Here is a 26,446-nt window from a genome sequence, read left to right on the forward strand (position 1 = left end):
GGGGGTCAGCGGCCGCCCGGGCGCGTGTCAGGCGGGGCCGGTCCGTCAGCCTTCGGCTCCAGCCGGTCGGCGGCGGCGCGAGCCGGTGCGTGACGGCTCTCTGTCGAGCCCCCTGTGGCTTTCCCCGCAACCGCCCGCGCAGCAGCCGCATGTTCGCCGGGCTCTCGCACGCCTTCGCACGGATACGGAACAGGGCGTCAGTGCGGAACTGCTCGCGCCCTACTTCCGCCTGATGGCCCGTCGCCTGACCGACGGGCGCCCCGACGAGGGCACCACGGGCGTCGTTGACCTGCTCATTCGATGAGCCCGGTCATCCGCTGAGCGGGCCAAGGGTCAGGTGTGGCGCGCTTGTGGAGCCCCTCCGCCAAGAACTTCGTGAAGTTCTTCACAAGGAATTCGTCGCTCGGGCTCGCCGTGGCGGCCCACGGGGGCCGTTCGGCCCTAGCGGTACGGCGTCGCGCGCTGGTGTCCTGGGGTGCGAGGCGGTGTGCCGGTGTATGGGGCGAGTGGCCCGTTCGCCCCGTACCGGAGGACGGAGGTCCAGCTCAAGCGGGGTGGACAAGCGATGATCAACGCTCGGGAAGTCCGTCCGGTTCCCCGGGTGCCCATGAGCTCGGTCACGTGGGCCGGGCAGTGTAGCACGGGGGGACCATAACCTTGTGAAGGGGCTCACGAGCACCCCCTCCGAGGGGGGTGGATACTCGATGGCATGAGCACCACGGAGCGTCCCAGGATCCTCGTTGTAGGCGGTGGGTACGTAGGCCTGTACGCAGCTCGTCGCATTCTGAAGAAGATGCGCTACGGGGAGGCGACCGTCACGGTCGTCGACCCCCGCTCGTACATGACGTACCAGCCCTTTCTCCCCGAAGCCGCCGCCGGCAGCATTTCGCCTCGGCACGTCGTCGTCCCGCTGCGACGCGTGCTGCCCAAGGCTGAGGTGCTCACCGGCCGGGTCACCACCATCGACCAGGACCGCAAGGTCGCCACGGTCGCGCCGCTCGTCGGCGACGCCTACGAGCTGCCCTTCGACTACCTCGTCGTCGCGCTCGGCGCGGTGTCCCGTACCTTCCCGATCCCCGGACTCGCCGAGCAGGGCATCGGTATGAAGGGGATCGAGGAGGCCATCGGGCTGCGCAACCACGTTCTGGAGCAGCTCGACAAGGCCGACTCGACGGCCGACGAGGAGGTCCGCCGCAAGGCGCTGACCTTCGTCTTCGTCGGTGGCGGCTTCGCCGGTGCGGAGACCGTCGGTGAGGTCGAGGACATGGCCCGCGACGCGGCCAAGTACTACACGAACGTCAAGCGCGAGGACATGCGCTTCATCCTCGTGGACGTCGCGGACAAGATCCTGCCCGAGGTCGGCCCGAAGCTGGGCACGTGGGGCAAGGAGCACCTGGAGAGCCGCGGGGTCGAGGTCTACCTGAAGACCGGCATGGACTCCTGCGTCGACGGTCACGTCGTGCTCAACAACGGCCTCGAGGTCGACTCCGACACCATCGTGTGGACGGCCGGCGTCAAGCCGAACCCGGCGCTCGCCCGCTACGGTCTGCCCCTCGGCCCGCGCGGTCACGTGGACACCAGCGAGAAGCTCCAGGTGCAGGGCACGGACTACATCTGGGCCGCGGGCGACAACGCCCAGGTGCCGGACATGGTCTCCCGCCGCGCCGGTGTCGAGAACGCCTGGTGCCCGCCCAACGCCCAGCACGCGCTGCGCCAGGCGAAGGTCCTCGGCGACAACGTGATCTCCGGTATGCGGGGCTTCCCGCAGAAGGAGTACAGCCACGCCAACAAGGGCGCGGTCGCCGGACTCGGCCTGCACAAGGGCGTCGCGCTGATCGCCATGGGCAAGATGAAGATCAAGCTCAAGGGGCGGCTGGCCTGGTACATGCACCGTGGCTACCACGGTCTGGCCATGCCGACCTGGAACCGCAAGATCCGGGTCATCGCCGACTGGACGCTGGCCGTCTTCCTTAAGCGCGAGGTCGTCTCGCTGGGCGCCATGGAGACGCCGCGCGAGGAGTTCTACGAGGCCGCCAAGCCGGCCCCGGCGCCCGCCGCCGCTGCCGCCTCCCCCGCGACGGCGGGTGAGAAGGCAAAGGCCTCCTGACCCTCCGTAACGCCCGGGGCGTGAGCTCCCGGCCGGGAGGGCACGCCGTACCGGAGCCGCGCGGCGGCAGGACGACGGCACGACAACGGCACAACTTCATACGTCATACCGAAGAGCCGTCCGCCATCCGTGGTGCGGGCGGCTCTTTCGCGTGCCCGCACGCCGCACGTGTGCGCCCAGCCCGCGCACTCCCTTGCGCGCGGGCGTCGGTTTTCGTACGCATTTGCCCATGCCTGTACGGCTGATCTTTCGCGCCGGCCTCCGTGCGGCACCGTAAAGTCCATGGTGAATGCAGGTATTTTACTGTCCCATTGCGTGCATTGGGGACTGCTCCGAACACACCCGGTGTTTACGTGGTGTCGAGCATGTCGGTAACCACCCTTTACGGAGGTGTACGCCATGGCCAACGCCGCGCTGCGGCTGACCACTCTTGCCGAGGAACTGCTGGGGGCCCCGCTCCCGGTCCGGCTCCGCGCCTGGGACGGCAGCGAGTCGGGCCCGCCAGAGGCGCCGACCCTGATCATCCGCAACCGCCGTGCTCTGCGTCGCCTCCTGTGGAAGCCGGGCGAGCTGGGGCTGGCGCGGGGGTGGGTGGCCGGGGAGATCGATGTGGAGGGGGACCTCTACGCGGCCCTCGACCGGCTCGCCGGCTTCATCTGGGAGCGCGGTGACGACGACCCCGAGGACCGGGTCCACCCCCTGCTCGATCCCCGGATGCGGTCCGTCGGCCGGAAGCTGGTCGAGATCGCGGGACCGTGGCCGCCGCCCCCGCCGCCGCCCGAGGAGACCCGCCGCCGGCGCGGCACGTCGCACACCAAGCGGCGTGACAGGCAGGCGATCAGTCATCACTACGACGTCGGCAACGACTTCTACGAACTTGTCCTCGGACCGTCCATGGTCTACTCGTGCGCCTATTGGGACGACACCCCCGGCTTCACACTGGAGGACGCGCAGAGGGACAAGCTCGACCTCGTCTGCCGCAAGCTCGCCCTTCGCGAGGGCGACCGGCTGCTCGACGTCGGGTGCGGGTGGGGGTCCATGGCGATCCACGCCGCCCGGGAGTACGGGGCCCGGGTCGTCGGTGTCACGCTCTCCCGCGAACAGGCCGCCTTCGCGCGCAAGCGCATCGCGGAGGAGGGCCTGACCGACCGTATCGAGATCCGCGTACAGGACTACCGGGACGTCAGGGACGGGCCGTTCGACGCGATCTCCTCCATCGGCATGGCCGAGCACGTCGGCTCGGTGCGCTACCGCGAGTACGCCGACGACCTGTACGCCCTGCTCAAGGAGGGCGGACGGCTGCTCAACCACCAGATCGCCCGGCGCCCGGAGAAAAACGAGGACCAGTACCACATCGACGAGTTCATCGACGCGTACGTCTTCCCCGACGGCGAACTGGCGCCGGTCGGGCGGACCGTCTCCATCCTGGAGGAGGCCGGGTTCGAGGTCCGCGACGTCGAGTCGATCCGCGAGCACTACGCCCTGACGCTGCGCCGCTGGGTGGCGAACCTGGAGTCGCGCTGGGCAGAGGCGGTCCGCGCCACCTCGCCCGGCCGCGCGCGCGTATGGCGGCTGTACATGGCCGCCTCGGCCGTCTCATTCGAACGGAACAGGATCGGCGTCAACCAGGTCCTGGCGGTGAAGACCCCGGAGAGCGGGGCGTCGGGGCTGCCGGCCCGCTCCCGTACCTGGAAGGGCTGAGGGGTTTCGCGGGGGAGCCGATCGCGAAAGAGTGACACCGAAGAGTGACACGGGGGAACGAGCCGTCGGGCGGCGTGTCCGGCGGCTCCTTCGTCTGTTGTCAGGGAAAGGCATCGCGACCGAATCGCCCCGCGCACCGGGGCAATTCGGAATATGGGGGGAATCATGTACCGTCGTCGCCACCGTCAGCACCACGGACGTCCCAACGGTCATCAGCAGGAACAGCACCACCAGCACGAACAGCACCACCAGCGGCAGGACCACCATGAGCCGCAGGACCAGCACCGGCAGAACGCACGTCAGCAGAACCGGCGTCAGCGTCGGCGCGGGCGCGGAGCCTGGGCGACGGCCCTCGGTATCGGTCTGCTGGCCGTCGGCGTTCCCGGCCCCGCGGCGGCCACGGAAGCCACGGAAACCACTGATGTCATGCGGGCCGCGGCGGTCACTCCTGGCGCGATCTTCAACGACCCGGCCGGCACCGCGACCGCGCAGAACCGGATCCGCGATCACGTCATCTCGCTCATCCAGGGCGCGCCCGCGGGCAGTTCGATCACCCTCTCGCTGTACACCTTCACCGACAACGACGTCCGGACGGCTCTCGTCGCCGCCAACGACCGCGGGGTGGGCGTACGGGCCATTCTCGACCACAAGTCGCGCGAGAGCCGGACGCCCGGCGGCGAGTACGAGAACCTGGCGGCGAAGCTGGGCACCGACCGCACCAAGAAGTCGTGGGTGATGACCTGTCCGCAGACGCGGTCGTGCATCGGCAACCGCACGATCGGCCAGGCGGCCATCAACCACAACAAGTTCTTCCTCTTCTCCAGCACGGGAGGGGCCGACGACGTCGTCGTGCAGACGTCGGCCAACATGACGGGCGTCCAGCGCACGGACCTGTTCAACAACGCCGTGACGCTGGTGGACTCGGGTCTGTACGCCAACTACCTCGCCTACTTCGCCGACCAGGAGAAGTACGGCACCTCGGGGGACGGGCTCGCGTCGTACTACAAGACGCCGAGCAGCCCGACCGACGCCGCGTACAAGACGTACTTCTTCCCCCGCCAGGAGTCCTCGGGCAAGGCGTACAACACGGACCCCGCGACCGACACCGTCAAGCTGATCCTCGACAACGTCACCTGCTCGTCCTCGCAACCGACCGAGGTACGGATGGCCGCGAACCTGTTCTACCGCGACCACATCGCCACCAAGCTCGTCGCCATGGCCGACGCGGGCTGCAAGGTCTACCTGGCGGCCGACGGCAATCCGAACGGCGGCCGGGAGGGCGTGCCGTCGATGGGCAGGACCGTCGAGTCCATCGTCTCGGGCAAGCTGACCCAGCGCGTGGCGTGCTGGGAGAACCCGCCCGCCGGCCGGACGGCCAACATCGGGCTGCACTCCAAGTACCTGCTGGTGAAGGGCGTGTACGCGGGTGTGGCCAACGAGAAGATCGTCTTCACCGGCAGCCACAACTACTCGTGGCAGGCGCTGCGGTCCAACGACGAGACGCTGCTGAAGATCAATGACGACGCGGTCCACGACCAGTTCAAGGCGGACCACGACCACCTGATGGACTACTGCGCCGGCAGCTGACGGGCCGTACGAGGTGCCGGACCTCGTACGGGCCGCGCCTCACACGCGTGCGGGCCGGGCCCCCGGTCGGGGGTCCGGCCCGCATACGTCTTCCGGTTGTACGACGGCTTCGTCGCGACGTCGCGAGGTCATGCCGTCACGAGGTCACGCCGTCATCTCGACGGCCGGCTACTCCGTCTTGATCGCCGTCAGCATGTTCAGCTTGGCGGCGCTGCGGGCCGGCCACAGGGCGGCGAGCACGCCGACCAGTCCGGCCAGCACCAGGAAGAGCGCGATCCGGTCCCAGGGGAGGACCAGCGCGTAGCCCGGGATGGACGACTTGATGGTCTCGCCGATCGCCCAGGCCAGGAAGGTGCCCAGGGCCACACCGACCACCGCGCCGAAGACCGAGATCACCACGGCCTCCAGCCGGATGGTCCGCTTCACCTTGGTGCGGTCCAGGCCGATCGCCCGCAGCATGCCGATCTCCTGCTGCCGTTCGAAGACGGACATCGCCAGGGTGTTGACGACTCCGAGGACCGCGATGATCAGGGCCATCGCGAGCAGGCCGTACATGATGTAGAGCGCGGTGTTGATGAATCCGCTGTACGCGTTCCTGATGGCGTCGTGGTCCATGATGGTGACGGCGGGGTTCTTGCCCAGGGCGTCCACCAGGGCCTGCTCGTTGGCGTCGCTCGCGCCGCCGTCGGTCTTGACCAGCATGTCACGGATGTACGCGTCGGGCTCGTGCGGCCGGGCCAGCTCCGTGGACATCGTGACGGGGGAGAGCAGTTCGTTGTCCTCGTAGATCGCCCCGACCTTCAGATCGGCCTTCTTCCCGTCGTCGAAGGTGACCGGAAGGGTGTCCCCGACCTTCCACTTCTTGGACTCGGCCGTCTTCTCGGCGACGGCTATCCCGCCCTCCGCGAGGGTCTTCGTCGAACCGGAGACCGTCTTGATGTTCAGGACCTGGTCGACGTCGTTCGGGGTGACCGCGGAACCCGCGACCCAATCGTCCTTGACCGTCAGCGAGACGGACAGCTGCGGCGAGACGGCGGTCACGACGGATGCCTTCTCCAGCGCCCGCAGTGACTCCGGGCTGAAGGACTCGGCCCCCGCCATCGTCAGCATGTAGTCGGCCTTGATATTGGCCGTGGTCGCCTTGTCGACCGCCTGGCCGATCGTGACACCGAGGACCGAGAGGCCGGTGACGAGCGTGAGCCCGATGGCCAGCGCGGAGGCGGTGGCCCCGGTACGTCGCGGATTGCGGACCGCGTTCAGCCCCGCCAGCTTGCCGGACACCCCGAAGACGCCGATCAGCAGCGGCCGTACGAGCGCGATCACCGGCCGGGAGAGCAGCGGGATCAGGATGATGACGCCGACCATCGCCAGGAAGGCGCCCGCGCCGATCACGATGCGCCCGTCGGAGCCGGTCGCGGCACCGGCGACGATGGCCCCGGCGCCGAGCAGGGTCAGGATCCCGCCGATGGAGTTCCGCACGACCAGCGACTTGGTGGTCGCGACGGCGTGCACGCTGCTCATCGCCGCCACCGGCGGGATCTTCGCGGCGCGCCGGGCGGGCAGCCAGGCGGCGAACACGGTGATCAGCACACCGACGGCGAAGGCGGCGCCGACCGCGGTGGGCGAGACGACCAGCGGGCCCGCGGGGATCTTCGCGCCGGTCAGGCCCATGGCGGAGCGGAGGGCGACCGCGAGCCCGATCCCGCCGGCGAAGCCGGCCACGGAGGCGAACACGCCGACCACCGCGGCCTCGATCAGCACCGAACGCTTGACCTGGCGGCGGGAGGCGCCGACGGCGCGCATCAGTGCCAGTTCCTTGGTGCGCTGGGCGACCAGCATGGTGAAGGTGTTGGAGATGAGGAAGACGCCGACGAACAGGGCGATGGCGGCGAACGCCAGCAGCATCTGGTTGAGGCTGGAGAGCTGTGTCTCGATCGCCTTCGCCTGCTTGGCGGCGAGCTCCTGACCGGTCTCGGCCTCGGCGTTCGCAGGCAGGATCTTCTCGGTCTCGCGGAGGATCTTCTCCTGGGAGGCGCCGGCGTCGGCGCTGAGCGTGGCGGTGCCGAAGAGGCCCGGCCCCCGGTACAGCTTCTGGGCGGTCGCGGTGTCGAAGAGGGTCAGGGTGCCGCCCGCGTTCACCTCGCCGTCCTCGGTGGTGAAGATGCCGGCGAGGGTGTACTCACGTGCTGTTCCGTCGGCGGCGACGCGCACGCGGTCACCGACCTCGTACCCGCCCTTCGCCGCCGTCGCCTTGTCGAGCGCGATCTGGCCGGCTCGGGTGGGACCGGTCCCGTCGGTGAAGGTGTAGTCGCGGTCCTTGCCGTCCTCGCCGGGCTGGAAGTTGCCACCTTTGGTGGCCCACTCGGTGCCGATCAGCTTGCCGTTGGCGTCGGCGACCCCGGCGAAGCCGGTGACGCGCGGGGTGACCGAGGCGACCCCGTCGAGGGCGCCGAGTTTGTCGAGGGTCTTGTCGTCCAGGCCGGAGGGGAGCTTGCGCTCCTCCGGGTCGTCGCTGTGGCTCGTGTCGAAGACGTCGATGCTGACGGCCACGTCGTCGTAGTTCTTGGCCGACTGCTTGTGGAAGGCGTTGCCGAGGGTGTCGGTGAAGACCAGGGTGCCGGAGACGAAGGCCACGCCGAGCAGGACGGCGAGGACGGTCATCAGCAGCCTGGCCTTGTGCGCGAGCACATTGCGCAGGGCGGTACGGAACATGGTGGAAGTCCTGGTGGAAGGCGCCCGGAGCGGTGGCCGGGCGGAAGAGAGGGAGGGCGGGCGGCCGGCCTCGGGCCGTCGGTTCGCGCGGCGCGGGTCCGGGGCGTACGCCGACGGCCCCGGATCAGCTGGTGCGGCCCTTGGCGTCGAACGCCTTCATGCGGTCCAGCACGCCGTCGGCGGTCGGGTTGAGCATCTCGTCGACGATCCGGCCGTCGGCGAGGAAGATCACACGGTCCGCGTAGGAGGCGGCCGCCGGGTCGTGCGTCACCATGACGACCGTCTGACCAAGCTCCCGAACAGAGTTGCGAAGGAAGCCCAGCACCTCCGCGCCGGAGCGCGAGTCGAGGTTTCCTGTCGGCTCGTCACCGAAGATGATTTCCGGCTGCGAGGCCAGCGCGCGGGCGACGGCGACGCGCTGCTGCTGACCGCCGGAGAGCTGGGTGGGTCGGTGGCCGAGGCGGCCGGAGAGGCCGATCAGGTCGATGATCCGGTTGAGCCACTGCTGGTCGGGTTTGCGGCCCGCGATGTCCATGGGGAGCGTGATGTTCTCCAGGGCCGTCAGCGTGGGCAGCAGGTTGAACGCCTGGAAGATGAAGCCGATCTTGTCCCGGCGCAGCTGCGTCAGCTGCTTGTCCTTCAGGGTGGAGAGCTCGGTGTCACCGATGCGCGCGGAGCCGCTGCTGAAGCTGTCCAGCCCGGCGACGCAGTGCATCAGCGTGGACTTGCCGGAGCCGGAGGGGCCCATGATCGCGGTGAACTCGCCCTGGCGGAAGTCCACGCTGACCCGGTCGAGGGCGACCACCTGGGTCTCGCCCTGCCCGTAGACCTTGGAGAGGTCGGTGGCGCGGGCGGCCACGGCGGTTGCTTGGTACGCGAGCGGGGTGGTGGTCACGGGGACAACTCCTGTCGGACGTGGTTGGGAACTCCTCCATCCTCACGGCCGTTACCACCGTGGGGCGTCCGTCCCGTTGTCGGTTCCCGGGGCCCTCTTCGGGCTGACGGACCCGACCCGTTGTCCTCCTGCGGTATGACACCGTCCCCGAGACCGCTCCCCCCTCGGTATGCCCGGACGGAGGTACCGTCGCGGTCGGTGCCCCGGCCTCGCGGCCCGGCGCCCGGCCCGGCGGCGGCTCTTCCGGCGCCGCGCGCCCGGCGATGCGCACCCCGCGATGCGAGTTCTGCGATGCGAGTCCTGCGCGCCCGGGGCCGCCGGTGTCCCGCCGTCGCCCCCGCCCCCTACGGGGGACCTCGGTTCCGGAGAGCCGGCCGAGCCCGCCAGGGCCCCAGTCCGACCGGCCGTCGCCGCGCGCGACGCTTGCATGCTCGTGTCACCTGAGTAATCGGACGACGACTTTTCGTCATTCCTGCGGACCTCGGTACGGATGCCCATCCGCGCCCGGCATGTGCCGATGGCCCGCTCCCTGTGCTGACGCACCCTCAGACGTCAATAAAATAAGACAACATCGGGTTGTTGCTCGGCTGTTCGAGTGGTGTGTCCCGATAGGCTCGTGTGCCAACGCGGCGTCGCGTGCCCTGCCCGGATGGTGGAATGCAGACACGGCGAGCTTAAACCTCGCTGCCCCTCGGGGCGTACCGGTTCAAGTCCGGTTCCGGGCACCACTCTCGACGCATAGCTGACGGGCCAACAGACGGACGTCGTGAGCCCCTCCTGACCGCAAGTTCCTCGCGCCCCGTGTCCGGATCGGGCAGGTGCTCTCTACGCGAAGCCGGGCACCAGGGAGGCGAGCCGGAGGCGCCGTGGCCGGCGAGGGCGGGGGCGCATGTGGGCACGAGAATGTGACATATGCCACGCCGTGAAACGTCGCAGTCCCGGAAAGATCCTCCCTCAGCACTAGAGCGTAGTCTTTGCTTGCCTATTACTCTTGACGCAAGGCCGCGCAGGGCGGCCATGGAGGAGTGAGATGAGGAGCAGTAACCCGGTCTTCTCGCGACGGGGCTTCAGCCGCGACAACGGCCACGCGGGCTTCAACGCGGCGCCGCAGGCCGGGGGCCCCGCTGTAGCGACCAATCCGTACGCGACCAACCCCTACGCCACCGACCCGTACGCCCAGCAGCAGGGTACGCAGTTCGGTGCCGGCCCGCAGGCGCCCGCCCGGTCGGGGGCCATGACGATCGACGACGTCGTGACCCGTACGGGCATGACGCTCGGCACGGTCGTGCTGACGGCAGTCCTCTCATGGGTGCTGCTGCCGGTCGACCCGGCCAACGTCGGCAAGTCGTACGGCATCGCCATCGGTGCCGCGCTGGTCGCGCTGGTCCTCTCGCTGGTCCAGTCCTTCAAGCGCAAGCCGTCCCCGGCGCTGATCCTGGCGTACGCCGCCTTCGAGGGTGTCTTCCTCGGTGTGATCAGCAGCGCTGTCAGCACGTACATCGCCCCGGGTGTGGTCATCCAGGCGGTGCTGGGCACGATGGCGGTGTTCGCCGGTGTGCTCATCGCGTACAAGATGCGGTGGATCCGTGTCACGCGGCGCTTCTACGGCTTCGTGATGGCCGCGGCCATGGGCTTCGTGCTCCTGATGGTCGTCAACCTGCTCTTCAGCGTCTTCGGCGGCGGTGACGGCCTCGGCTTCCGCAGCGGTGGCCTCGGCATCCTCTTCGGTGTCATCGGCATCATCCTCGGCGCGTGCTTCCTGGCGCTGGACTTCAAGCAGGTCGAGGACGGCATCGCGTTCGGCGCGCCGCGCGAGGAGTCCTGGCTGGCGGCCTTCGGGCTCACGCTGACGCTGGTGTGGATCTACCTGGAGATGCTGCGGGTGCTGTCGATCCTGCAAGGCAACGACTGACGCGACAGACGCGACACCGCACGCGCGTAGCGGTATGACGCGGTGAGCGGTGAGCGGTAAACGCGGAAGGGGTCCGCGGGCAGTGAGCCCGCGGACCCCTTCCGCATTGTCGGGTTGTCGGATCCGATGTGCCGTGGGTTGGATTTTTTTGGGGCTCAGTGCAGGCGGCGGGCCGCCCGGCGCAGGTCGTACTCGTGGACGATCGCCTTGGCGTGTCCGTACGCGAGGTCGTACTCGCTCCTGAGCCAGCTGACCTTCTCCTCGAAGCGGAAGAGGGACGGGCCTTCTTCGACGGTGCGAAGCCAGTCGGACACTTCACGACCGGTGCACTGGGGGATGCGGGAGAGCAGGTTGCGATGGGTCTCTTCGGAGAAGACAAGGGACATCGGCGCCTCCGGACGCTTGCGCGTGCTAATCCTTCAAGCCACCGTGCCGCAGTGCGGAGCCGTTGGCAACAGTCGGGGGGCGGGCGGATAGGGTCGGGCGGTGCTCGATACGACGCCTCTGACGGCCGCAGTGGACCGATTCGCCGACCGCCTGCGGGCCGCCCCGCAGAGCCGCCTCCAGCGAGGTGCGGCGGCCGAGGCGCTGGAGCTGGCGCGTGAGCTGTCCGTACGGGCCCAGCGCCTGGACGCCCCGGACGAGGAACCGCGCCTCATGCCGGACGCGGGAGTGTTCGCGATCGCGGACCAGTTGACGGTCGCGGCGGCCGACCTGGCGGAGGCGCTGCGGACGGCTCCGTCCTCGGGGGAACTGGACGAGGCCGTGGCGTTGGTGGAGCGAGCCGCGGCGACGGCGGATCTCTGACGGGCGCGTGAGGCTTCCGGGCTCAGAGCGAGGCGATGACGCGGTCCGCGAGGATGTAGACGTGCTCGGCGGCCCCCGCCTTGTTGTCACCGCTGCGGGCGCCACCGCGGTCGTCGCCGCCGTACGAGAACGTCAGGGTGTACGCGCCCGAGACGCCCGACCCGCCCAGCAGGAACGGCGCCTCCCCCGCGCGCAGCGCCCCGGCGAGCCGCTCGGCGGTCTCCCGGTGGCCGGGCGTCATGCACAGCGTCGTGCCGTCGGCGAAGACGTAGACGTCGAGCGTGCCCAGCGGCCCCGGGCGGACGTCGGAGAGCTCCGTGCGGGTCCCGGCGAGCTCCTCCAGCCGGGCCACGGTCCGCTCGTGGTCGGTGACGACCGGCGTCCGTACCGGTACGAAGTCCGGGTGTGACGGATGCCGACGGCGGGCGGCGGCCAGTTCGGGCGAGTCCTCGGCGTCCGGGTGGTTCGTGAGGCCGTCGTGATCCAGCCGCTCCGGGGAATCGAGAGAGTCCAGATACCGCAGGGATTCCTTTGAGCCCAGGGAGTCGAGGGCATCAAGGGAATCAAGAGACTCGAGGGCTTCCAGAGATTCCAGAGACTCCACGGATTCCAGAGACTCCAGGGAGTCGCGGGAGTCGAGGGAACGGAAGGAATCCAGAGAATCGAGCGAATCCAGGGGCTCCAGCGGCTCCAGTCCGACGAAGTCGGCCTGGCGCGGTACGTAGAACGCCCCGTCCCCGGTGTCGAAACCGGTCGGCCCGCCCAGCGCCGACGGGGCGTCGGCCGCGTCCCGGGCCTCCTGCGCGGCCCAGAACGCGCGCGCCTCGGCCAGCTCCCGCTCGCGCTCCTCGGCGAGGGCCTCGGCCACGGCGGTGCGTATGTCGTCGGTGTGGGTGGCGGCGGTGCCGCTTCTGGCGTGCGGCACGGAAGCGGTGGCGCCGACGGGGTAGGCCACGGCCAGTTCGTCACGCAGTGCGCTTACCTGCTTGCGGAGCGCGTGGGCGGCGTGCAGGGCGGCGACACCCACGGCCGTGGCGGTGACCGTGGTCAGCAGCAGGGCAAGAGGCATGGCGCTCACTGACTACTCCCGATTCCAATCGATACCCCCGACTTCCTACCTCAGCTTGTCGCGGGCTCGGTCCGATCGGCAGTGCATTACGTCATGAAATGGGTGGGTCTTTAGGCCCGGGGAAAACCGCTCACAAAGCTCTGACCTCGATAAACGAATCTCCCCCGGAGATAGGTCACATCCTGGGGGAGATTCAGTCACAACTGGGGATCGAGGGAGCGTGCTGTCGCTTTTCCGTGTCGTGTGAAACACGCTCCGTCATGGAGAGGCGTAATTCCCTCGGTCCCAACTCGGTCGATGGCGGCTCGGCCGTGGTCGACTCGGCCGGGCCAACTCGGTCGTGGTCGACTCGGCCGGGTGTGTTCGACTCGGTCGCGTGGCCGGGGCTCGATCCGGTCGCACCGGATCAGCTCAGTCGCTCGATCACCATCGCCATGCCCTGGCCGCCGCCCACGCACATCGTCTCCAGACCGAACTGCTTGTCGTGGAACTGAAGGCTGTTGATCAGTGTTCCCGTGATCCGGGCACCCGTCATGCCGAAGGGGTGGCCGACGGCGATCGCGCCGCCGTTGACGTTCAGCTTCTCCAGCGGGACGCCGAGATCCCGGTAGGAGGGGATGACCTGGGCGGCGAACGCCTCGTTGATCTCGACCAGGTCGATGTCGTCGATCGTCAGCCCGGCCCGCGCGAGCGCCTGCTTGCTGGCCTCGACCGGGCCGTACCCCATGATCTCCGGGGGCAGTGCGGTCACCCCCGTGGAGACGATCCGGGCCAGCGGGGTCAGGCCCAGCTCGCGCGCCTTGGCGTCGGACATGATCACCAGCGCGGCCGCACCGTCGTTGAGCGGGCAGCAGTTGCCCGCCGTGACCAGGCCGTCGGGACGGAAGACGGGCTTCAGGCTCTGGACGCCTTCCATCGTGACGCCCGGGCGCGGGCCGTCGTCCTTCGTGACGACCGTGCCGTCCGCCAATGTGACGGGCGTGATCTCGCGCTGCCAGAAACCGTTCTTGAGGGCCTCCTCGGCGAGGTTCTGCGACCGTACGCCGAACTCGTCCATCTCCTGGCGTGTGACGCCCTTGAAGCGGGCCAGGTTCTCGGCGGTCTGGCCCATCGCGATGTAGGCGTCGGGCACGAGGCCGTCTTCGCGGGGGTCGTGCCAGCCGCCGCCCTCGCTCGCCGCGACGGCGGCCGTACGGGCCTCGGCGTCCGCGAAGAGCGGGTTGTGGGTGCCGGGCATACCGTCCGAGCTTCCGTTCACGGACCGGGAGACCGTCTCCACGCCCGCGGAGATGAACACGTCACCCTCGCCGGCCTTGATGGCGTGCAGTGCCATCCGGGAGGTCTGGAGCGACGAGGAACAGTACCGGGTGAGGGTGCACCCGGGGAGGTGGTCCATTCCCAGCTGTACGGCGACGATCCGGCCCAGGTTGTGCCCCTGCTCCCCGCCGGGCAGGCCGCAGCCGAGCATCAGGTCGTCGATGTCGCGCGGGTCGAGTTCGGGGATCTTCGCCAGCGCGGCCTGGACGACCGTGGCGGTCAGGTCGTCGGGCCGCAGCTCCTTGAGCGAGCCCTTGAAGGCCCGCCCGATGGGCGAACGGGCGGCAGAGACGATCACGGCTTCGGGCATTACGGCTCCAAAGGGCGGGGACAGACGGTGCGGGCAGTACCGAACAGGAAGTTACCCATACGTAGCGTGGAGGTCACCTGGGTGGCCATGTGACGCGGGATTCACTTTTTTGAGGGCTCGGTTCGCCTCCGGGGCGGGGGTGCCGGGTGGCGGCTGGGAAACCCCCGATGTCGGGCGGGGCGTTCCGGTGACCGCCGCGCGGCCTCTGTTTTGGGGCTCGGTTCGCCTCCGGGGGCGCTTCAAGCCCCCTGTCGACGGTCGACCGTGCTCGGTTTGCTCGTACCTCACAAACCTCCGCGCGCTCTCCCTTTCGACAGCGGCCGCGCCCCCTTCGGCTCACTCGCCGGCGGACGTGCCCGGCCCGGACGTATCGGGCACCCCGGCCTGCGGCCGCTCGCCGGTGGACGTGCCTGGCCGGGGCGTGTCGGGCGCCCCGGCCCCCGGCTCATTCGCCGGCCGGGGCAGGGCGGGAGAGGTCGTCGGTGCCGGTGCCTCCCGCGCGTACCTCGTCCGGGTGGATCTCCTCCGGCGTCGCTTCCTCCGCGGCCGTCGGCAGGTGGCGCCGGCGCCGGTGCTTGAGCAGGGCCCAGGGGGCGCGGACGCCCGTGACCTCCGTGCCCGCCTCGGACGCCGCGGCCGAGGCCGCCTGGGCCACCGGCAGCACGTCCTCGTCGCGGGAGACGTCCAGCCGGTCCGTCTCGGGCCACAGGTTGAGCACCGCGCACAGCGTCGGCAGGACCGCCATCGCGGCCGTCGCGTACCCCTCGGCCGACGGGTGGTAGTTGTCCGGGCCGAACAGCTCCCGCGGGTTCGCGGCGAACTCCGGGCCCAGCAGGTCGCCCAGCGAGACCGTACGGGCGCCCTGCTCGACCGCGACGATCGTCTGGGCCGCCGCCAGCTGTCGGCTCACCCGGCGGGCCAGCCAGCGCAAGGGCTGGTAGACCGGCTCGATCGTGCCGAGATCCGGGCAGGTGCCGACCACCACCTCCGCCCCAGCCGTACGCAGCCGCCGCACCGCCGCCGCGAGACAGCGCACGGACCGGGTGGCGGTCATCCGGTGCGTGACGTCGTTCGCGCCGATCATGATCACGCAGACGTCCGGCGGCCGGGCGGGGTCGGTCAGCACCAGCGTCACCTGGCGGTCCAGGTCGTCGGACTTGGCGCCGGGCAATGCCACGTTCCGCAGTTCCACCGGGCGCTCCGCGACCGCCGCGAGCCCGGAGGCGAGCAGCGCGCCGGGCGTCTGTCCCACTCGCCGTACGCCCTGCCCCGCCGCCGTCGAATCGCCGAGCATGCCCAGCCGGATCGGCTCGGAGCGCCCGTAGGCCAGCCCGTACCAGCCGTCACCGCTCGGCGGCAGGGGAGCGATCCCGTTGCCGACCGTCCGCTTCGCCAGCTGGACCTCCGCCAGCAGGAGCCCGACGCCCGCCGCTCCCAGCAGGCCGATGCTCCCGCCGCCGTAGGCCGCGCCTGCGGCGATCCGCCGTGCCACCCTCGCCCTTGACACAGTCCGAGCACCTCCTCCGCCTCATCTGCCCTGTCTGTCCCGTCCGCGTCACGGCCCCGGCCGTCGGCCGGGGCCGTACGCACGGCCACCGAGCGCGTACACCAGCTAAGTGCCCCGAACCGGGCATCGCCCAATCTCGGCCCCGGGCGCATACGCTGGCCGGACCATCACGGAGACCCCGGAGACAACGGTGCAATTCCACGACTCGATGATCAGTCTGGTTGGCAATACCCCGCTGCTGAAGCTGAACAGCGTGACAGCGGGCATTCAGGCGACAGTCCTGGCGAAGGTCGAATACTTCAACCCCGGCGGTTCGGTCAAGGACCGGATCGCGCTGCGCATGATCGAGGCGGCCGAGCAGAGCGGGGAGCTCGAGCCGGGCGGCACGATCGTGGAGCCGACGAGCGGCAACACGGGTGTCGGCCTGGCGATCGTGGCCCAGCAGAAGGGCTACAAGTGCGTCTTCGTCTGCCCGGACAAGGTCTCCACGGACAAGATCAATGTGCTGCGGGCGTACGGCGCCGAGGTTGTCGTCTGCCCGACGGCGGTCGATCCGGAGCACCCGGACTCGTACTACAACGTCTCTGACCGGCTGGTGCGCGAGACCCCCGGCGCCTGGAAGCCCGACCAGTACAGCAACCCGAACAACCCGCGCTCGCACTACGAGACGACCGGCCCCGAACTGTGGGAGCAGACGGCCGGGAAGATCACCCATTTCGTGGCGGGCATCGGCACGGGCGGCACGATCTCGGGCACCGGCCGGTACCTGAAGGAGGTCAGCGACGGGCGGGTGCGGATCGTCGGCGCGGACCCCGAGGGCTCGGTGTACTCGGGCGGTTCGGGACGGCCGTACCTGGTGGAGGGCGTCGGCGAGGACTTCTGGCCGACGGCCTACGACCGTACGGTGACGGACGAGATCGTCGCCGTGTCCGACAAGGACTCCTTCCGGATGACCCGCCGGCTGGCCAAGGAGGAGGGCCTGCTGGTCGGCGGCTCGTGCGGGATGGCGGTCGTGGCGGCGCTGGAGGTCGCGCGGGGACTGGGGCCGGAGGACGTGGTGGTCGTCCTGCTGCCGGACAGCGGCCGCGGCTATCTGAGCAAGATCTTCAACGACGAGTGGATGAACGACTACGGCTTCCTGGAGCAGGGGGGCGACGCGCCGCGCGTGGGCGATGTGCTCCGCCACAAGGAGGGCGGCATCCCCGGGCTCGTGCACATGCACCCCGAGGAGACGGTCGGCGAGGCGATCGAGGTGCTGCGGGAGTACGGCGTCTCCCAGATGCCGATCGTCAAACCCGGCGCGGGGCACCCGGACGTGATGGCGGCGGAGGTCATCGGCTCGGTCGTGGAGCGGGAACTGCTGGACGCCCTGTTCACCCAGCGGGCCTCGCTCGGCGATTCGCTGGAGAAGCACATGTCCTCGCCGCTGCCCCAGGTCGGCTCGGGCGAGCCGGTGGCGGACCTGATGGCGGCGCTGAGCGGATCGAGCGGGGCGGACGCGGCGATCGTGCTGGTGGAGGGGAAGCCGACGGGCGTCGTCAGCAGGCAGGATCTGCTGGCGTTCCTCTCGAAGGACCTGTCCGGGGGCGCGCGGCAGTAGCGTCGACGGGGGCCCGGTCCCGTTCCGGGGCCCTTCCGGCCGCTGCCTGTCCGCCGCCTGTCCCACATCGGTCCCGCTCCGGCCACCGCCGGTCCTGCTCCGGCCACCGCCGGTCCCGCTCCGGCCCCCGGTCCGCTCGGGGTCGCTCGGGTTCGTGAAAGTGGTACGAGCGCGACACGTCCGCGCAGCACCCGCTTAACACAGGTCGGGCACATTGGTGGGTGTCGGCGTCACGGACCTCCGGAGCGGCTCCCGGACCTCCACGGACGCCTGGACACGGCGAACCGGCCCTGACCCGGAACCGTGTCCCTCGCGGGGACCGCCGTCGTCCCGCCCCCCGGCAACGGGGGTGCGGCGGTCCCCGCGACTGCCTCCTCTGCGTCTTCTGTTCTCCGTCTTCTGTCTCTCCCCCCTCGGCCGCTCACCGCCAACCGAACCTCATGCCTCGCTGTCCGCCTCGCGGTCGGACGGCCGACGGCTCTCGCGCGGCGGCCACCCCTGGCGCGGCAAGCGGTCCCGGAAGGCGTGGACGGCGTTGATTCCGACGATGCCGGCCCAGCAGACGACCAGCCCGGGCAACTGGGCCTGTGTGACGGCGATCGCGGTCAGCGGAACGGCCAGGGCGAGTGAGACGACGCCGAAGCCGTACTGCTCCCAGAACCTCGCCGAGGCGCCCGGCGCCCGCGCCTCCCGGGCAGCGGCCATCCGCCGCTCGGCTGCCTGCCGCCGGACCTCGCGGTCGGCCGTACCGTCCATGCGTTGCTCGACCTTCTCCAGAAACGACGCGATGAGCGCGGGCTCGTAGTCCGGCCCCAGCTCCTGGCGTGCCTGAAGGGTGGCGTGGAGCTCCTTCGTGAGCTCGGGGTCGCGGGCGTCCATACCGTAACGGTAGGGAGGGCGCGCGTGAAGGTCACTGGGGTCAGCCCCAGTCCTCGGGCAGTCGGCGACCGTACCGGCCAGGGCCCGAAGTTCGGACCGTGCGGTCGTGGGTTCGAAACCGTCGGCGGCACCCAAATAATAATTCGACTGTTAAAGTTGGCGCATGGCTGATTCGACTGACTCCTTCGCGCCCGGTGAAGGCCCCACCCGGCCCATGTCCGTCTCCCTCCACGAGGGCACCATCGCTGCTCTCAAGGAGCGCACCGGAAGGCGTGGCATGTCCGCGTACGTCGAGGCGCTGATTCAGCGGCAACTGGAGCGGGACCGGCTGCGTGAGTTGATCGAGGACGCGGAGGCCGAGCACGGGCCGGTCGATCAGGCGGCGGTCGCCGCCAAGCGGGCGATTCTGCGCGGTGCTTCGGTCGGCTCGGCGGACGCCGCGTGAGCGGAACGCTCGTCCTGGACTGCGAGGGATTGTCCGCGCTGGTGCGGCTTACGCCCGAGCTCTCCGAGTGGCTGGCAGCCGCCGAGGCGGAGGACATCCGTGTCGTCGTCAGTTCCGTGACGCTGGTGGAGGCACGCGACCCCCGGGTGAACCAGGCGCGGTTCGACTACGCCGTTTCGCGCGTCAACGCCATCCCGCCCACCGAGCTCATCGCCCGCCACGCGAGTAAATTACTCGCCGGCGCGGGCCTGCACGGTCACAAGTACGCGCTCGACGCACTCGTTGCCGCCACCGCTCTGGACGCGCCTGCTCCGGTCACCGTCCTGACCTCGGACCCCGAGGACCTGGGCGCGCTGTGCGGCACAGGCGTGCGTGTGGTCAAGATCTGAGCCCTCCCGAGCCCTTTTGGCCGTGGCCAGGTCGCTACGCGGCCGTGCTGGGAAGGATCGGGCGCGAGGTGCCGTTTCGTGGGCACGTCCAGCATGCCGTGCCGTCCAGGGCACGCGCCACGGCCGGATGGCCGTGGCCGGGGGCCGGGCAGGGCGGGGCCGGGACGCCACTTCTTCGCCCTGGCGTCAGACGCCCAGGCGAGCGATCCCGTCCCGGGCCTCCCGCCGACGTTCACCCTGAACGTCATGTGGTCCTGGAACTGGACGTGGTCGTTGTGCTTCACGGGCTTCAGCGTCCCATGGAAGTGATAGTCCTTCCCCACCGCATGGCCGGCGTTCTTCGGCTTCCTCTTGCCGTTGGTTGGTCGTCGAAGCACCGGTGGAGGTGCCTGACGTGAACGTGTTGTCCTCGGCTCCTCGCGGTGCCGTACCCGCGGCCGGAGCGGCGACGGTACGTTGCGTCGCCTCGGCCGGCACGACAGTGCCGATTCCCGGCACCGCTGCCGCCAGAGCCACCGCCATGGCACCGGCTGACACCCGCGCGCTTTCCAGGTGTGCGTTCACGTGGTTGGCCTCTCTCGGTCGCGAAGCGATGGCCCCGAATGGAGCGCCTTTACCAAGAGTGATGGATTGGTCACGTGTCGGGTCAGGGGTTGGCGCATAGACGCCGACTATTTCTTCGCCAGGCCGTGCTTCGCCGCCCAGTCCGTCGCCACGTCCTCCGGGTCCTTCTTGTCCTTGTCGACCAGCCGGTTCAGCTCCGTCAGCGCCTCTGTCGTCAGGACGTTGCCCAGACGGGCCAGGGCCTTGCGGACGCGTGAGTCGGCCTTGCGGTCGGCTATCAGGGGGACCACGTGCTGGCCCGGGATCAGGTTCTTCGGGTCGCCGAGGACGACCCAGCCCTCGGCGGCGATGTCCGTGTCCGTCGTGAAGAGGTTCGCCACGTCCACGTCGCCCTTCCGCAGCGCGCCCTTGACCAGGGGGCCCGAGGAGTCCAGCGACTTGAACTCCTTGAACTCCACGCCGTACACCTCCTTGAGCCCCACGACCCCCACCACCCTCTTCTTCACCTCGGGCGCGGCGCCGATGACCAGCTTGCCGTTCTGCTTCTTCAGGTCGGCCAGCGTCCGCAGGCCGTACTTCTCCGCCGTCTTCCTGGTGACCGCGAACGCGTCGGAGTCCTCCGCCTTGCCGTACGGGAGGATCTGGAGGCCCGCGGGGAGTACGGCGGCGAGGGCGTTCTGCATGTCGCCCTCCTCCGTCTCGGTCGCCTTCGGGTCGAGGTAGTGCAGCAGGGCGCCCTGGTACTCGGGGAGCAGGTCGATGTCGCCGCCCTTGAGTGCCGGGATGAGGATCTCCCGCGTACCGAGGTTGGGGCGGACCGTCGTCTTCACGCCGGCGGCTTCGAGTACCGCCGCGTAGAGGTGGCCGAGGATCTGGTTCTCGGTGAAGTTGGCGGTTCCGATCGTGACCCCGTCCGCGCTGGAGCCGCCGCCCGCGCCGCCGGTGCCGCTCCCCTCCAGGGAGGTGATGCCGCTGCTGCACGCGGCCAGGACCGGGACGGCCGCCCCCGCGAACAGGCCGACCAGGATCTTTCTGCGGTTCGGCGACGGGGCGGATGAGGGGGTCGGGGCGGATGAGGGGGGCGGGGTGGACGGGTTGGGGGTGGGATTGGGGGCGTTGTCGGCTGCTGCCATGTGCGCGTGGCTCCTTGAGGCTGTCGGACCGGACGGTGGCGGTTCGTTCGGACGTGTGCGGCGTCAGGCCGCGCGGTGGCGGAAGAGGAAGCGCTGGAGTCCCGACAGCGCGAGGTCCAGGGCGACGGCCACCACCGCGACCAGCACCGCCCCGCCCATCACCTGGACGAGATCGCGCTGGGCCAGGCCGTCGAATACGTACCGGCCGAGTCCGCCGAAACTGACGTACGCGGCGATCGTCGCCGTCGCCACCACCTGGATCAGGGCGAGCCGCAGCCCGGTCATGATCAGCGGGAGCGCCAGCGGCAGTTCGACCTGGAGCAGGACCTGGTGGCCGCGCATGCCCTGGCCCCGCGCCGCGTCCTTCACCTCCGGGTCGATCGCGGTCATCCCCGCGTACGTGTTGGTCACGATGGACGGCACGGCGAGCGCCACCAGTGCCACGTACACCGGCGTCATCGACAGGCCGCTGGCCAGGAAGACCAGCACGACCAGGCCGACCGTGGGCAGCGCCCGGCCGAACGAGGCCAGGTTGATGGCCACGAACGCGCCCCGGCCGGTGTGCCCGATGAGCAGCCCGAGCGGCAGCGCGATGGCGGCGGCGATCAGCGTGGCCAGCAGCGAGTACTGGAGGTGCTCGGCGAGACGGTGGCCGATCCCGTCCGAGCCGGACCAGTTCTCGCCCGCGACCAGCCATCCGCCGAGGTTCCTGAAGAGTTCGTACATCCCGGATCAGGCCCTTTCGGTCACGGGGCGGCGACCGTCGTGCCCCGGCTCTGCGGCCTTCTCCGGCCGGTCGGTGGGGTCCGGCCGCCCGGCGCGCGCCTGGCTCCCGGTCCGGCGCGGTCGTCTCGTCCACGGCGTCAGCACGTACTGCGCCGCCACCAGCAGCGCGTCCGCGACCAGCGCCAGCAGCAGCGTCAGGACGACGCCGACGATCACCGGCGTGGGGAAGTTGCGCTGGAAACCGTCCGTGAAGAGCTGGCCGAGCCCGCCGTCGCCGATGTACGTGGCGACGCTGACCAGCGAGATCGACATGACCGTCGCGATCCGTACCCCTGCCATGATCACGGGCAGCGCGAGCGGCAGCTCGACCGTCAGGAGCGTACGCAGCGGGCGCGTGCCCATGGCCACGGCGGCCTCGCGGGTCCTGGCGGGCACGGAGTCGAGTCCCTCGACGGTGTTCCGCAGCAGGACGACGAGCGTGTAGATCGTCAGGCCGATGACGGTCGTCGTCCTCGTCAGCCCCGACACGGGCAGCAGCAGGACGAAGACCGCGATGGACGGGATCGTGAACAGGACGTTGGACAGCCCGAGGAGGAAGCCGCGCAGCGGGCGGACCCGGTGGGCGACGACGGCGAGGGGGAGGGAGATCAGCAGGCCCAGCAGTACGGCGGTGGACGCGGCCTGGAGGTGGGAGAGGGTGAGGGCGGCCAGGTCGCCGGCGTGGTCGGAGATCCACGTCCATTCGATGGTCATACGGACCCGTCCTTGGCCGTCACCGTGCCCGCGCCTGTGCCTTCGCCCGCGTCGGCGCCTCTGCCTTCGTCCGCGCCTGCGTCCGTGTCTGCGCCTGCCTTCGTGTCCGCGCCTGCGCCCGAGCCCGCGTCCGCGCCGGTCCGGCTGCTCGCGGGCGCCCGGTCCGGGCGGGCCGCCTCCTGGTGCCTGCGGCCGGCGTACTCGTGGATCGTCTCGCGCGAGGTGACCCCCGTCAGTACCCCCTCCGCGTCCACCCGCGCCACCAGTCCCGTCGGCGACGCGATCGACTCGTTGACGGCGGCGAGCAGGGTGTCCGTGTCGCGCAGCGGCCGTACGGGCAGCAGCGTTCCGTCCGGGGCCGGCCAGCCGAGCGGTTCGCCCCGGGCGGATATGACCAGGTGGTGACCGGTGCCGGAGGCGGAACCGGTGCCGGAGGCGGGGCCGGGGACTGGCTCGCCCTCCCGGACGGTCGTCGCCCGCTGCTGAGGCACCTCGGACAGCGTCGTCAGCGACAGCAGCTTCAGCTCGCGCTCCGCGCCCAGGAAGTCCGCGACGAAGGGGTCCGCCGGGCGGGCCAGCAGTTCCGCCGGGGCGGCGTACTGGACCAGGTGGCCGCCCGTACGGAAGACCGCGATGCGGTCACCGAGCCGTACCGCCTCGTCGATGTCGTGTGTGACGAACGCGATGGTCTTGTTCAGCTCCTTCTGGAGGCGCAGCAGCTCGTCCTGGAGCTGTGTCCTGACGACGGGGTCGACCGCGCCGAAGGGCTCGTCCATCAGCAGCACCGGCGGGTCGGCCGCCAGCGCCCGCGCCACACCGACGCGCTGCTGCTGGCCGCCCGAGAGCTGGTGCGGGTAGCGCTTGCCGGCGTCCGCCGTCAGGCCCACCGTCTCCAGCAGCTCCGCAGCCCGCGCCCGGGCCTTCCCGCGCCCCCAGCCGAGCAGCAGCGGGACGGTCGCGATGTTGTCGAGGACCGTGCGGTGCGGAAACAGGCCCGCCTGCTGGATGACGTACCCGATGCCGCGCCGCAGCTCGGCGGCGTCCTGCTCGAGGATGTCCTTCCCGCCGAGGCGGATGGTGCCCGAGGTCGGGTCGACCATCCGGTTGATCATGCGGAGGGTGGTGGTCTTGCCGCACCCGGAGGAGCCGACCAGCACGGTGATGCCGCCCTCCGGCACCTCCAGGGTGAGGTCGTGGACCGCCGTCGTGCCGTTGGGGAAGCGTTTGTGCACCGCGTCGAATGTGATCATCAGTCGTCCCTTGCCCGGCTGCATATAGTCATGCAGAGTTCTTGGTAGCTGAATAGATTGTCAATGCCCTGGGGTTAATCGCTCGTTACGGATGGCCGCAGGACGAGACAAAGCGTCCGATAAGGAGGCGTTCGCGCATGATGTCGTCCCACAGTGCGGACCCCGCTCCGGCCGGTACGGGACCCGTTGTTCCCGCTGGTACGGGCCCCGGGAAGCCGACGCGGCCCGCACGTAACCGTACGCACCCCGCCGTCGTCGTCCTCGACGGACATGGCCTCCCCGTCGGCGATGTCGTACGCCTCGCCGACGGCGCAGCCCGCCCCGTCCCCGGCACCGACGCCATGAAGCGGGTCGAGCGCGGCTGGCACGTGGCGCGCGAGCTGGCCGCCTCCGGCCGGGTGTACGGGCGCTCGACCGGCGTCGGCGCCAACCGCTCCGAGGCCGTCCCCACCGAGGCCGCCGCCGACCACGGCCTGCGCCTGCTGCGCAGCCATGCCGGTGCGGTCGGCGAGCGGCTGCCGGCCCGCGAGGTGCGCGCCATGCTCGCCGTACGGGCCAACCAGCTGCTCGCCGGGGGAGCGGGGCTGCGGCCCACCGTCGTCACCGCCCTCTGCGCGGCGCTGGAGTCCGGCGCGTACCCGCTCGTCCACGAATTCGGCTCGGTCGGCACGGGGGACATCGCGGCACTGTCGCAGATGGGCCTCGCCCTGGCCGGGGAGCACCCGTGGCTGGGCGGGCCCGGGCCACTCGCCCAGCCCCTCGACAACAATGACGCCCTCGCCCTGATCAGCAGCAACGCGCTCACCCTCGGCCAGGCGGCGCTCGCCCTGCACGAGCTGCGCCGGCTCGTCGCCGCCACCGAACTCGTCGCCGCGCTCTCGCTGCTCGCCGTGGACGGTTCGTACGAGGCGTACGCGGAGCCCGTGCACGCCGCCCGCCGGCACCCCGGCTCTTACGCCGTCGCCGCCCGGATGCGGGCCGTCCTCGGCGCGCCGGAGCGGCCCGGACCGCCGCTCGGCCGGATCCAGGACCCGTACGGTTTCCGCTGCGTCCCGCAAATACACGGGCCGGCGCGCGACGCCGCCGACGCCCTGGAGGACGCGCTCGCCGTCGAGATCAACGCCGCCGCCGAGAATCCGCTGATCTGGCCGGGCACGGAGGAGGACCCGATCCCGGCCGCGTACCACCACGGCGGCTTCTACCTGGCGCAGATCGCGCTGGCGCTGGACCACTTCCGGCTCTCGCTCGTCCAGACCGCCCGGCTGTCCACCTCCCGGCTCTCCGCCCTGAACGAACCCGCGTTCACCCGGCTGAGGCCGTTCCTCGCCGACACGGAGCCCGCCAGCTCCGGGGTGATGATCCTGGAATACGCGGCCGGCGCGGCGCTCGGCGACCTGCGCGCGTACGCGGCCCCGGCCTCCCTCGGGCACGCCGTCCTGTCCCGGGGCGTGGAGGAACAGGCCAGCTTCGCCTCCCTCGCCGCGCGCCAGACGCTCCGGGTGGCCGGTGCCTACCGGTTGGTCGTCGGCTGCGAACTGGTCGCCGCCGTACGGGCGTTGCGCCAGCGAGGATTGCGTCCGGATCCCGGGCTGCCGGTCACGCGGGCCCTGGACCTGGCCGAGACCGTACTCGAAGAGAGTGTCGCCGACCGGCCGTTGACCGATGATGTGACGGCTGCGGCGGCTCTGCTCGATCAATTCGCAGATCTGGCCGACCTCGCCGACCTGACGATTCCGCAAGGGGGACCGACCGTATGAGTGACAGCCCTGCCGCCCGGCTCCAACAGCTCTTCGAGGGCCACCGGCTGACCCCCACCCAGCGGCGCATCGCGCACAGCATGGTGCGGGCGGCCGGGGACGCGCCCTTCCTGTCGAGCGTCGAGCTGGCCGATCTGGCGGGGGTGAGCCAGCCGTCCGTGACCCGCTTCGCGGTCGCGCTCGGCTTCGACGGCTATCCGGGACTGCGCCGGCACCTGCGGGAGGTCGCGCCCGCCGAGCCGACGACGGGTGGTGAGCCCACGTACAACGAGTACCAGCAGGCCGTCCAGGGCGAGATCGAGAACCTGCGGCGGCTCGCCGACCTCCTCGCCGACCCCGCCCCGGTCGAACGCGCGGGCGCGCTGCTCGCCGCCTCGCGCCCGCTGCCCGTCCTGGGGCTGCGCGCGGCCTCCTCGCAGGCGCGCGGCTTCGCCTACTTCGCGGCCAAGGTGCACCCGGACGTACGGCTGCTGGACGAGGGCGGCTCGATGCTGTGCGACCGGATCGACACGGCCAGGGGCGCGGGCGCGAGCGCGCTGCTGTGCTTCGCGCTGCCCCGCCACCCGAGGGAGGTGGTGGAGGCGCTGGCGTACGCGCGGTCGGCCGGGCTGACGGTGGTGACGGTGGCGGACTCGGCGTTCGCGCCGGTGGCCGCCCACAGCGACCTGCTGATCCCGGCGGCGGTCGGCACGGGGCTCGCCTTCGACACGGCGTGCGCGCCGATGCTGCTGGGGCGGGTGCTGCTGGAGTCGATGTGCGACGGACTGCCGGACGCGCAGGCCCGGCTGGAGGAGTTCGACGCGCGGGCGGGGGAGCGGGGGCTGTTCGTGGAGTAGACGGGGATCCCGGCCGGGGGCACGGTCAGGGGACCCCGGGCCGGGAATCATTGCCGAGGGTCCCGGCCCGGGAATCACCACCGGGTCTCCGGCCAGCGGCGGCGCAGGGACGGGTCGAGCGGCGCGGGGCTGCTGTCAGCCTCGCCAGACCGCGAGAGTCAGGGCGGCACCGAGCGTCAGCACCGCGACC

The 26,446-nt window shown here is 70.6% G+C and carries 21 protein-coding genes and 1 tRNA gene; 11 read left to right on the forward strand and 11 right to left on the reverse strand.

What is annotated here, in order from left to right; all coding sequences use genetic code 11:
- The first annotated feature begins 709 nt into the window (after positions 1-709).
- From ACU6P3_RS20395 to ACU6P3_RS20405, 3 genes are all read left to right on the forward strand, one after another.
- Positions 710-2,107, forward strand: coding sequence for an NAD(P)/FAD-dependent oxidoreductase (locus tag ACU6P3_RS20395; RefSeq protein ID WP_447193545.1), 1,398 nt, complete (start codon positions 710-712; stop codon positions 2,105-2,107).
- A gap of 399 nt (positions 2,108-2,506) precedes the next feature.
- Positions 2,507-3,808 carry a class I SAM-dependent methyltransferase gene (locus tag ACU6P3_RS20400; protein WP_447193546.1) on the forward strand — a complete coding sequence of 434 codons (1,302 nt, stop codon included), beginning with the start codon at positions 2,507-2,509 and terminating at the stop codon, positions 3,806-3,808.
- Between the two features lie 165 nt (positions 3,809-3,973).
- Positions 3,974-5,395 (forward strand): phospholipase D-like domain-containing protein, encoded by a 1,422-nt coding sequence (locus tag ACU6P3_RS20405; protein WP_447193547.1) that lies wholly within the window; start codon positions 3,974-3,976, stop codon positions 5,393-5,395.
- Positions 5,396-5,563: 168 nt separating this feature from the next.
- Here ACU6P3_RS20405 and ACU6P3_RS20410 read toward each other — a convergent pair whose 3' ends face one another.
- A complete protein-coding gene (locus ACU6P3_RS20410) occupies positions 5,564-8,107 on the reverse strand; it encodes an ABC transporter permease (RefSeq protein WP_447193548.1) in 2,544 nt (847 codons plus the stop codon).
- 124 nt (positions 8,108-8,231) lie between these two features.
- Complete coding sequence (locus ACU6P3_RS20415) at positions 8,232-9,002, reverse strand: ABC transporter ATP-binding protein (RefSeq protein ID WP_344278330.1); 771 nt, start codon at positions 9,000-9,002, stop codon at positions 8,232-8,234.
- Positions 9,003-9,645: 643 nt separating this feature from the next.
- Here ACU6P3_RS20415 and ACU6P3_RS20420 point away from each other — a divergent pair.
- Together ACU6P3_RS20420 and ACU6P3_RS20425 are read left to right on the forward strand one after the other, a co-directional pair.
- A tRNA-Leu gene (locus ACU6P3_RS20420) sits at positions 9,646-9,730 on the forward strand.
- Positions 9,731-10,032: 302 nt separating this feature from the next.
- The gene (locus ACU6P3_RS20425) at positions 10,033-10,914 is read left to right on the forward strand and encodes a Bax inhibitor-1/YccA family protein (RefSeq protein ID WP_344278333.1); all 882 of its coding nucleotides are present in this window, start codon (positions 10,033-10,035) and stop codon (positions 10,912-10,914) included.
- A 155-nt stretch (positions 10,915-11,069) separates the two neighbouring features.
- Here the strand turns inward: ACU6P3_RS20425 and ACU6P3_RS20430 are convergent, their stop codons facing one another.
- Positions 11,070-11,300: a DUF4287 domain-containing protein gene (locus tag ACU6P3_RS20430; RefSeq protein WP_030747508.1), complete on the reverse strand. Its 231-nt coding sequence runs from the start codon at positions 11,298-11,300 to the stop codon at positions 11,070-11,072.
- Positions 11,301-11,400: 100 nt separating this feature from the next.
- On the opposite strand from ACU6P3_RS20430, the gene ACU6P3_RS20435 reads away from it, so the two are divergent.
- Positions 11,401-11,721, forward strand: a complete 321-nt coding sequence (locus ACU6P3_RS20435; RefSeq protein ID WP_447193549.1) for a hypothetical protein — start codon at positions 11,401-11,403, stop codon at positions 11,719-11,721.
- Positions 11,722-11,743: 22 nt separating this feature from the next.
- Here the strand turns inward: ACU6P3_RS20435 and ACU6P3_RS20440 are convergent, their stop codons facing one another.
- From ACU6P3_RS20440 to ACU6P3_RS20450, 3 genes are all read right to left on the reverse strand, one after another.
- Positions 11,744-12,790, reverse strand: coding sequence for a hypothetical protein (locus ACU6P3_RS20440; protein ID WP_447197983.1), 1,047 nt, complete (start codon positions 12,788-12,790; stop codon positions 11,744-11,746).
- 406 nt (positions 12,791-13,196) lie between these two features.
- Positions 13,197-14,417 carry an acetyl-CoA C-acetyltransferase gene (locus ACU6P3_RS20445; protein ID WP_447193550.1) on the reverse strand — a complete coding sequence of 407 codons (1,221 nt, stop codon included), beginning with the start codon at positions 14,415-14,417 and terminating at the stop codon, positions 13,197-13,199.
- 445 nt (positions 14,418-14,862) lie between these two features.
- Complete coding sequence (locus tag ACU6P3_RS20450; protein WP_447197984.1) at positions 14,863-15,909, reverse strand: SGNH/GDSL hydrolase family protein; 1,047 nt, start codon at positions 15,907-15,909, stop codon at positions 14,863-14,865.
- A 205-nt stretch (positions 15,910-16,114) separates the two neighbouring features.
- Here ACU6P3_RS20450 and ACU6P3_RS20455 point away from each other — a divergent pair, with 205 nt between their 5' ends.
- Entirely contained in the window at positions 16,115-17,524 is a 1,410-nt protein-coding gene (locus ACU6P3_RS20455) for a cystathionine beta-synthase (protein ID WP_030747493.1), read from the forward strand.
- Positions 17,525-17,962: 438 nt separating this feature from the next.
- Here ACU6P3_RS20455 and ACU6P3_RS20460 read toward each other — a convergent pair whose 3' ends face one another.
- A complete protein-coding gene (locus ACU6P3_RS20460) occupies positions 17,963-18,403 on the reverse strand; it encodes a hypothetical protein (RefSeq protein WP_447193551.1) in 441 nt (146 codons plus the stop codon).
- A 163-nt stretch (positions 18,404-18,566) separates the two neighbouring features.
- On the opposite strand from ACU6P3_RS20460, the gene ACU6P3_RS20465 reads away from it, so the two are divergent.
- Together ACU6P3_RS20465 and ACU6P3_RS20470 are read left to right on the forward strand one after the other, a co-directional pair.
- On the forward strand, positions 18,567-18,848 hold the full coding sequence (locus tag ACU6P3_RS20465) for a hypothetical protein (protein ID WP_344278350.1): 282 nt from the start codon (positions 18,567-18,569) through the stop codon (positions 18,846-18,848).
- On the forward strand, positions 18,845-19,237 hold the full coding sequence (locus tag ACU6P3_RS20470) for a type II toxin-antitoxin system VapC family toxin (RefSeq protein WP_447193552.1): 393 nt from the start codon (positions 18,845-18,847) through the stop codon (positions 19,235-19,237). Before ACU6P3_RS20465 ends, ACU6P3_RS20470 begins: the two co-directional genes overlap by 4 nt.
- 671 nt (positions 19,238-19,908) lie before the next feature.
- Here the strand turns inward: ACU6P3_RS20470 and ACU6P3_RS20475 are convergent.
- From ACU6P3_RS20475 to ACU6P3_RS20490, 4 genes are all read right to left on the reverse strand, one after another.
- On the reverse strand, positions 19,909-20,934 hold the full coding sequence (locus ACU6P3_RS20475; protein ID WP_447193553.1) for an ABC transporter substrate-binding protein: 1,026 nt from the start codon (positions 20,932-20,934) through the stop codon (positions 19,909-19,911).
- A gap of 63 nt (positions 20,935-20,997) precedes the next feature.
- Positions 20,998-21,660 carry an ABC transporter permease gene (locus tag ACU6P3_RS20480; protein WP_344278359.1) on the reverse strand — a complete coding sequence of 221 codons (663 nt, stop codon included), beginning with the start codon at positions 21,658-21,660 and terminating at the stop codon, positions 20,998-21,000.
- A gap of 6 nt (positions 21,661-21,666) precedes the next feature.
- Complete coding sequence (locus tag ACU6P3_RS20485; protein ID WP_447193554.1) at positions 21,667-22,413, reverse strand: ABC transporter permease; 747 nt, start codon at positions 22,411-22,413, stop codon at positions 21,667-21,669.
- Positions 22,410-23,663 (reverse strand): ABC transporter ATP-binding protein, encoded by a 1,254-nt coding sequence (locus ACU6P3_RS20490; protein ID WP_447193555.1) that lies wholly within the window; start codon positions 23,661-23,663, stop codon positions 22,410-22,412. The genes ACU6P3_RS20485 and ACU6P3_RS20490 overlap by 4 nt, the downstream gene beginning before the upstream one ends.
- Before the next feature lie 137 nt (positions 23,664-23,800).
- Between ACU6P3_RS20490 and ACU6P3_RS20495 the strand changes: the two genes are divergently transcribed.
- Positions 23,801-25,420: an aromatic amino acid ammonia-lyase gene (locus tag ACU6P3_RS20495; protein WP_447193556.1), complete on the forward strand. Its 1,620-nt coding sequence runs from the start codon at positions 23,801-23,803 to the stop codon at positions 25,418-25,420.
- Positions 25,417-26,256: a MurR/RpiR family transcriptional regulator gene (locus tag ACU6P3_RS20500; protein ID WP_447193557.1), complete on the forward strand. Its 840-nt coding sequence runs from the start codon at positions 25,417-25,419 to the stop codon at positions 26,254-26,256. The genes ACU6P3_RS20495 and ACU6P3_RS20500 overlap by 4 nt, the downstream gene beginning before the upstream one ends.
- Positions 26,257-26,446 lie beyond the last annotated feature (190 nt).

This window comes from Streptomyces hebeiensis, assembly GCF_052983195.1.

Bases quoted from the DNA above. Each gene is read 5' to 3' on its own strand.
- ACU6P3_RS20395 (WP_447193545.1), top strand. From the start codon at position 710: ATGAGCACCACGGAGCGTCCCAGGATCCTCGTTGTAGGCGGTGGGTAC.
- ACU6P3_RS20400 (WP_447193546.1), top strand. From the start codon at position 2,507: ATGGCCAACGCCGCGCTGCGGCTGACCACTCTTGCCGAGGAACTGCTG.
- ACU6P3_RS20405 (WP_447193547.1), top strand. From the start codon at position 3,974: ATGTACCGTCGTCGCCACCGTCAGCACCACGGACGTCCCAACGGTCAT.
- ACU6P3_RS20410 (WP_447193548.1), bottom strand. From the start codon at position 8,107: ATGTTCCGTACCGCCCTGCGCAATGTGCTCGCGCACAAGGCCAGGCTG.
- ACU6P3_RS20425 (WP_344278333.1), top strand. From the start codon at position 10,033: ATGAGGAGCAGTAACCCGGTCTTCTCGCGACGGGGCTTCAGCCGCGAC.
- ACU6P3_RS20430 (WP_030747508.1), bottom strand. From the start codon at position 11,300: ATGTCCCTTGTCTTCTCCGAAGAGACCCATCGCAACCTGCTCTCCCGC.
- ACU6P3_RS20440 (WP_447197983.1), bottom strand. From the start codon at position 12,790: ATGCCTCTTGCCCTGCTGCTGACCACGGTCACCGCCACGGCCGTGGGT.
- ACU6P3_RS20445 (WP_447193550.1), bottom strand. From the start codon at position 14,417: ATGCCCGAAGCCGTGATCGTCTCTGCCGCCCGTTCGCCCATCGGGCGG.
- ACU6P3_RS20460 (WP_447193551.1), bottom strand. From the start codon at position 18,403: ATGGACGCCCGCGACCCCGAGCTCACGAAGGAGCTCCACGCCACCCTT.
- ACU6P3_RS20465 (WP_344278350.1), top strand. From the start codon at position 18,567: ATGGCTGATTCGACTGACTCCTTCGCGCCCGGTGAAGGCCCCACCCGG.
- ACU6P3_RS20475 (WP_447193553.1), bottom strand. From the start codon at position 20,934: ATGGCAGCAGCCGACAACGCCCCCAATCCCACCCCCAACCCGTCCACC.
- ACU6P3_RS20480 (WP_344278359.1), bottom strand. From the start codon at position 21,660: ATGTACGAACTCTTCAGGAACCTCGGCGGATGGCTGGTCGCGGGCGAG.
- ACU6P3_RS20485 (WP_447193554.1), bottom strand. From the start codon at position 22,413: ATGACCATCGAATGGACGTGGATCTCCGACCACGCCGGCGACCTGGCC.
- ACU6P3_RS20490 (WP_447193555.1), bottom strand. From the start codon at position 23,663: ATGATCACATTCGACGCGGTGCACAAACGCTTCCCCAACGGCACGACG.
- ACU6P3_RS20495 (WP_447193556.1), top strand. From the start codon at position 23,801: ATGATGTCGTCCCACAGTGCGGACCCCGCTCCGGCCGGTACGGGACCC.
- ACU6P3_RS20500 (WP_447193557.1), top strand. From the start codon at position 25,417: ATGAGTGACAGCCCTGCCGCCCGGCTCCAACAGCTCTTCGAGGGCCAC.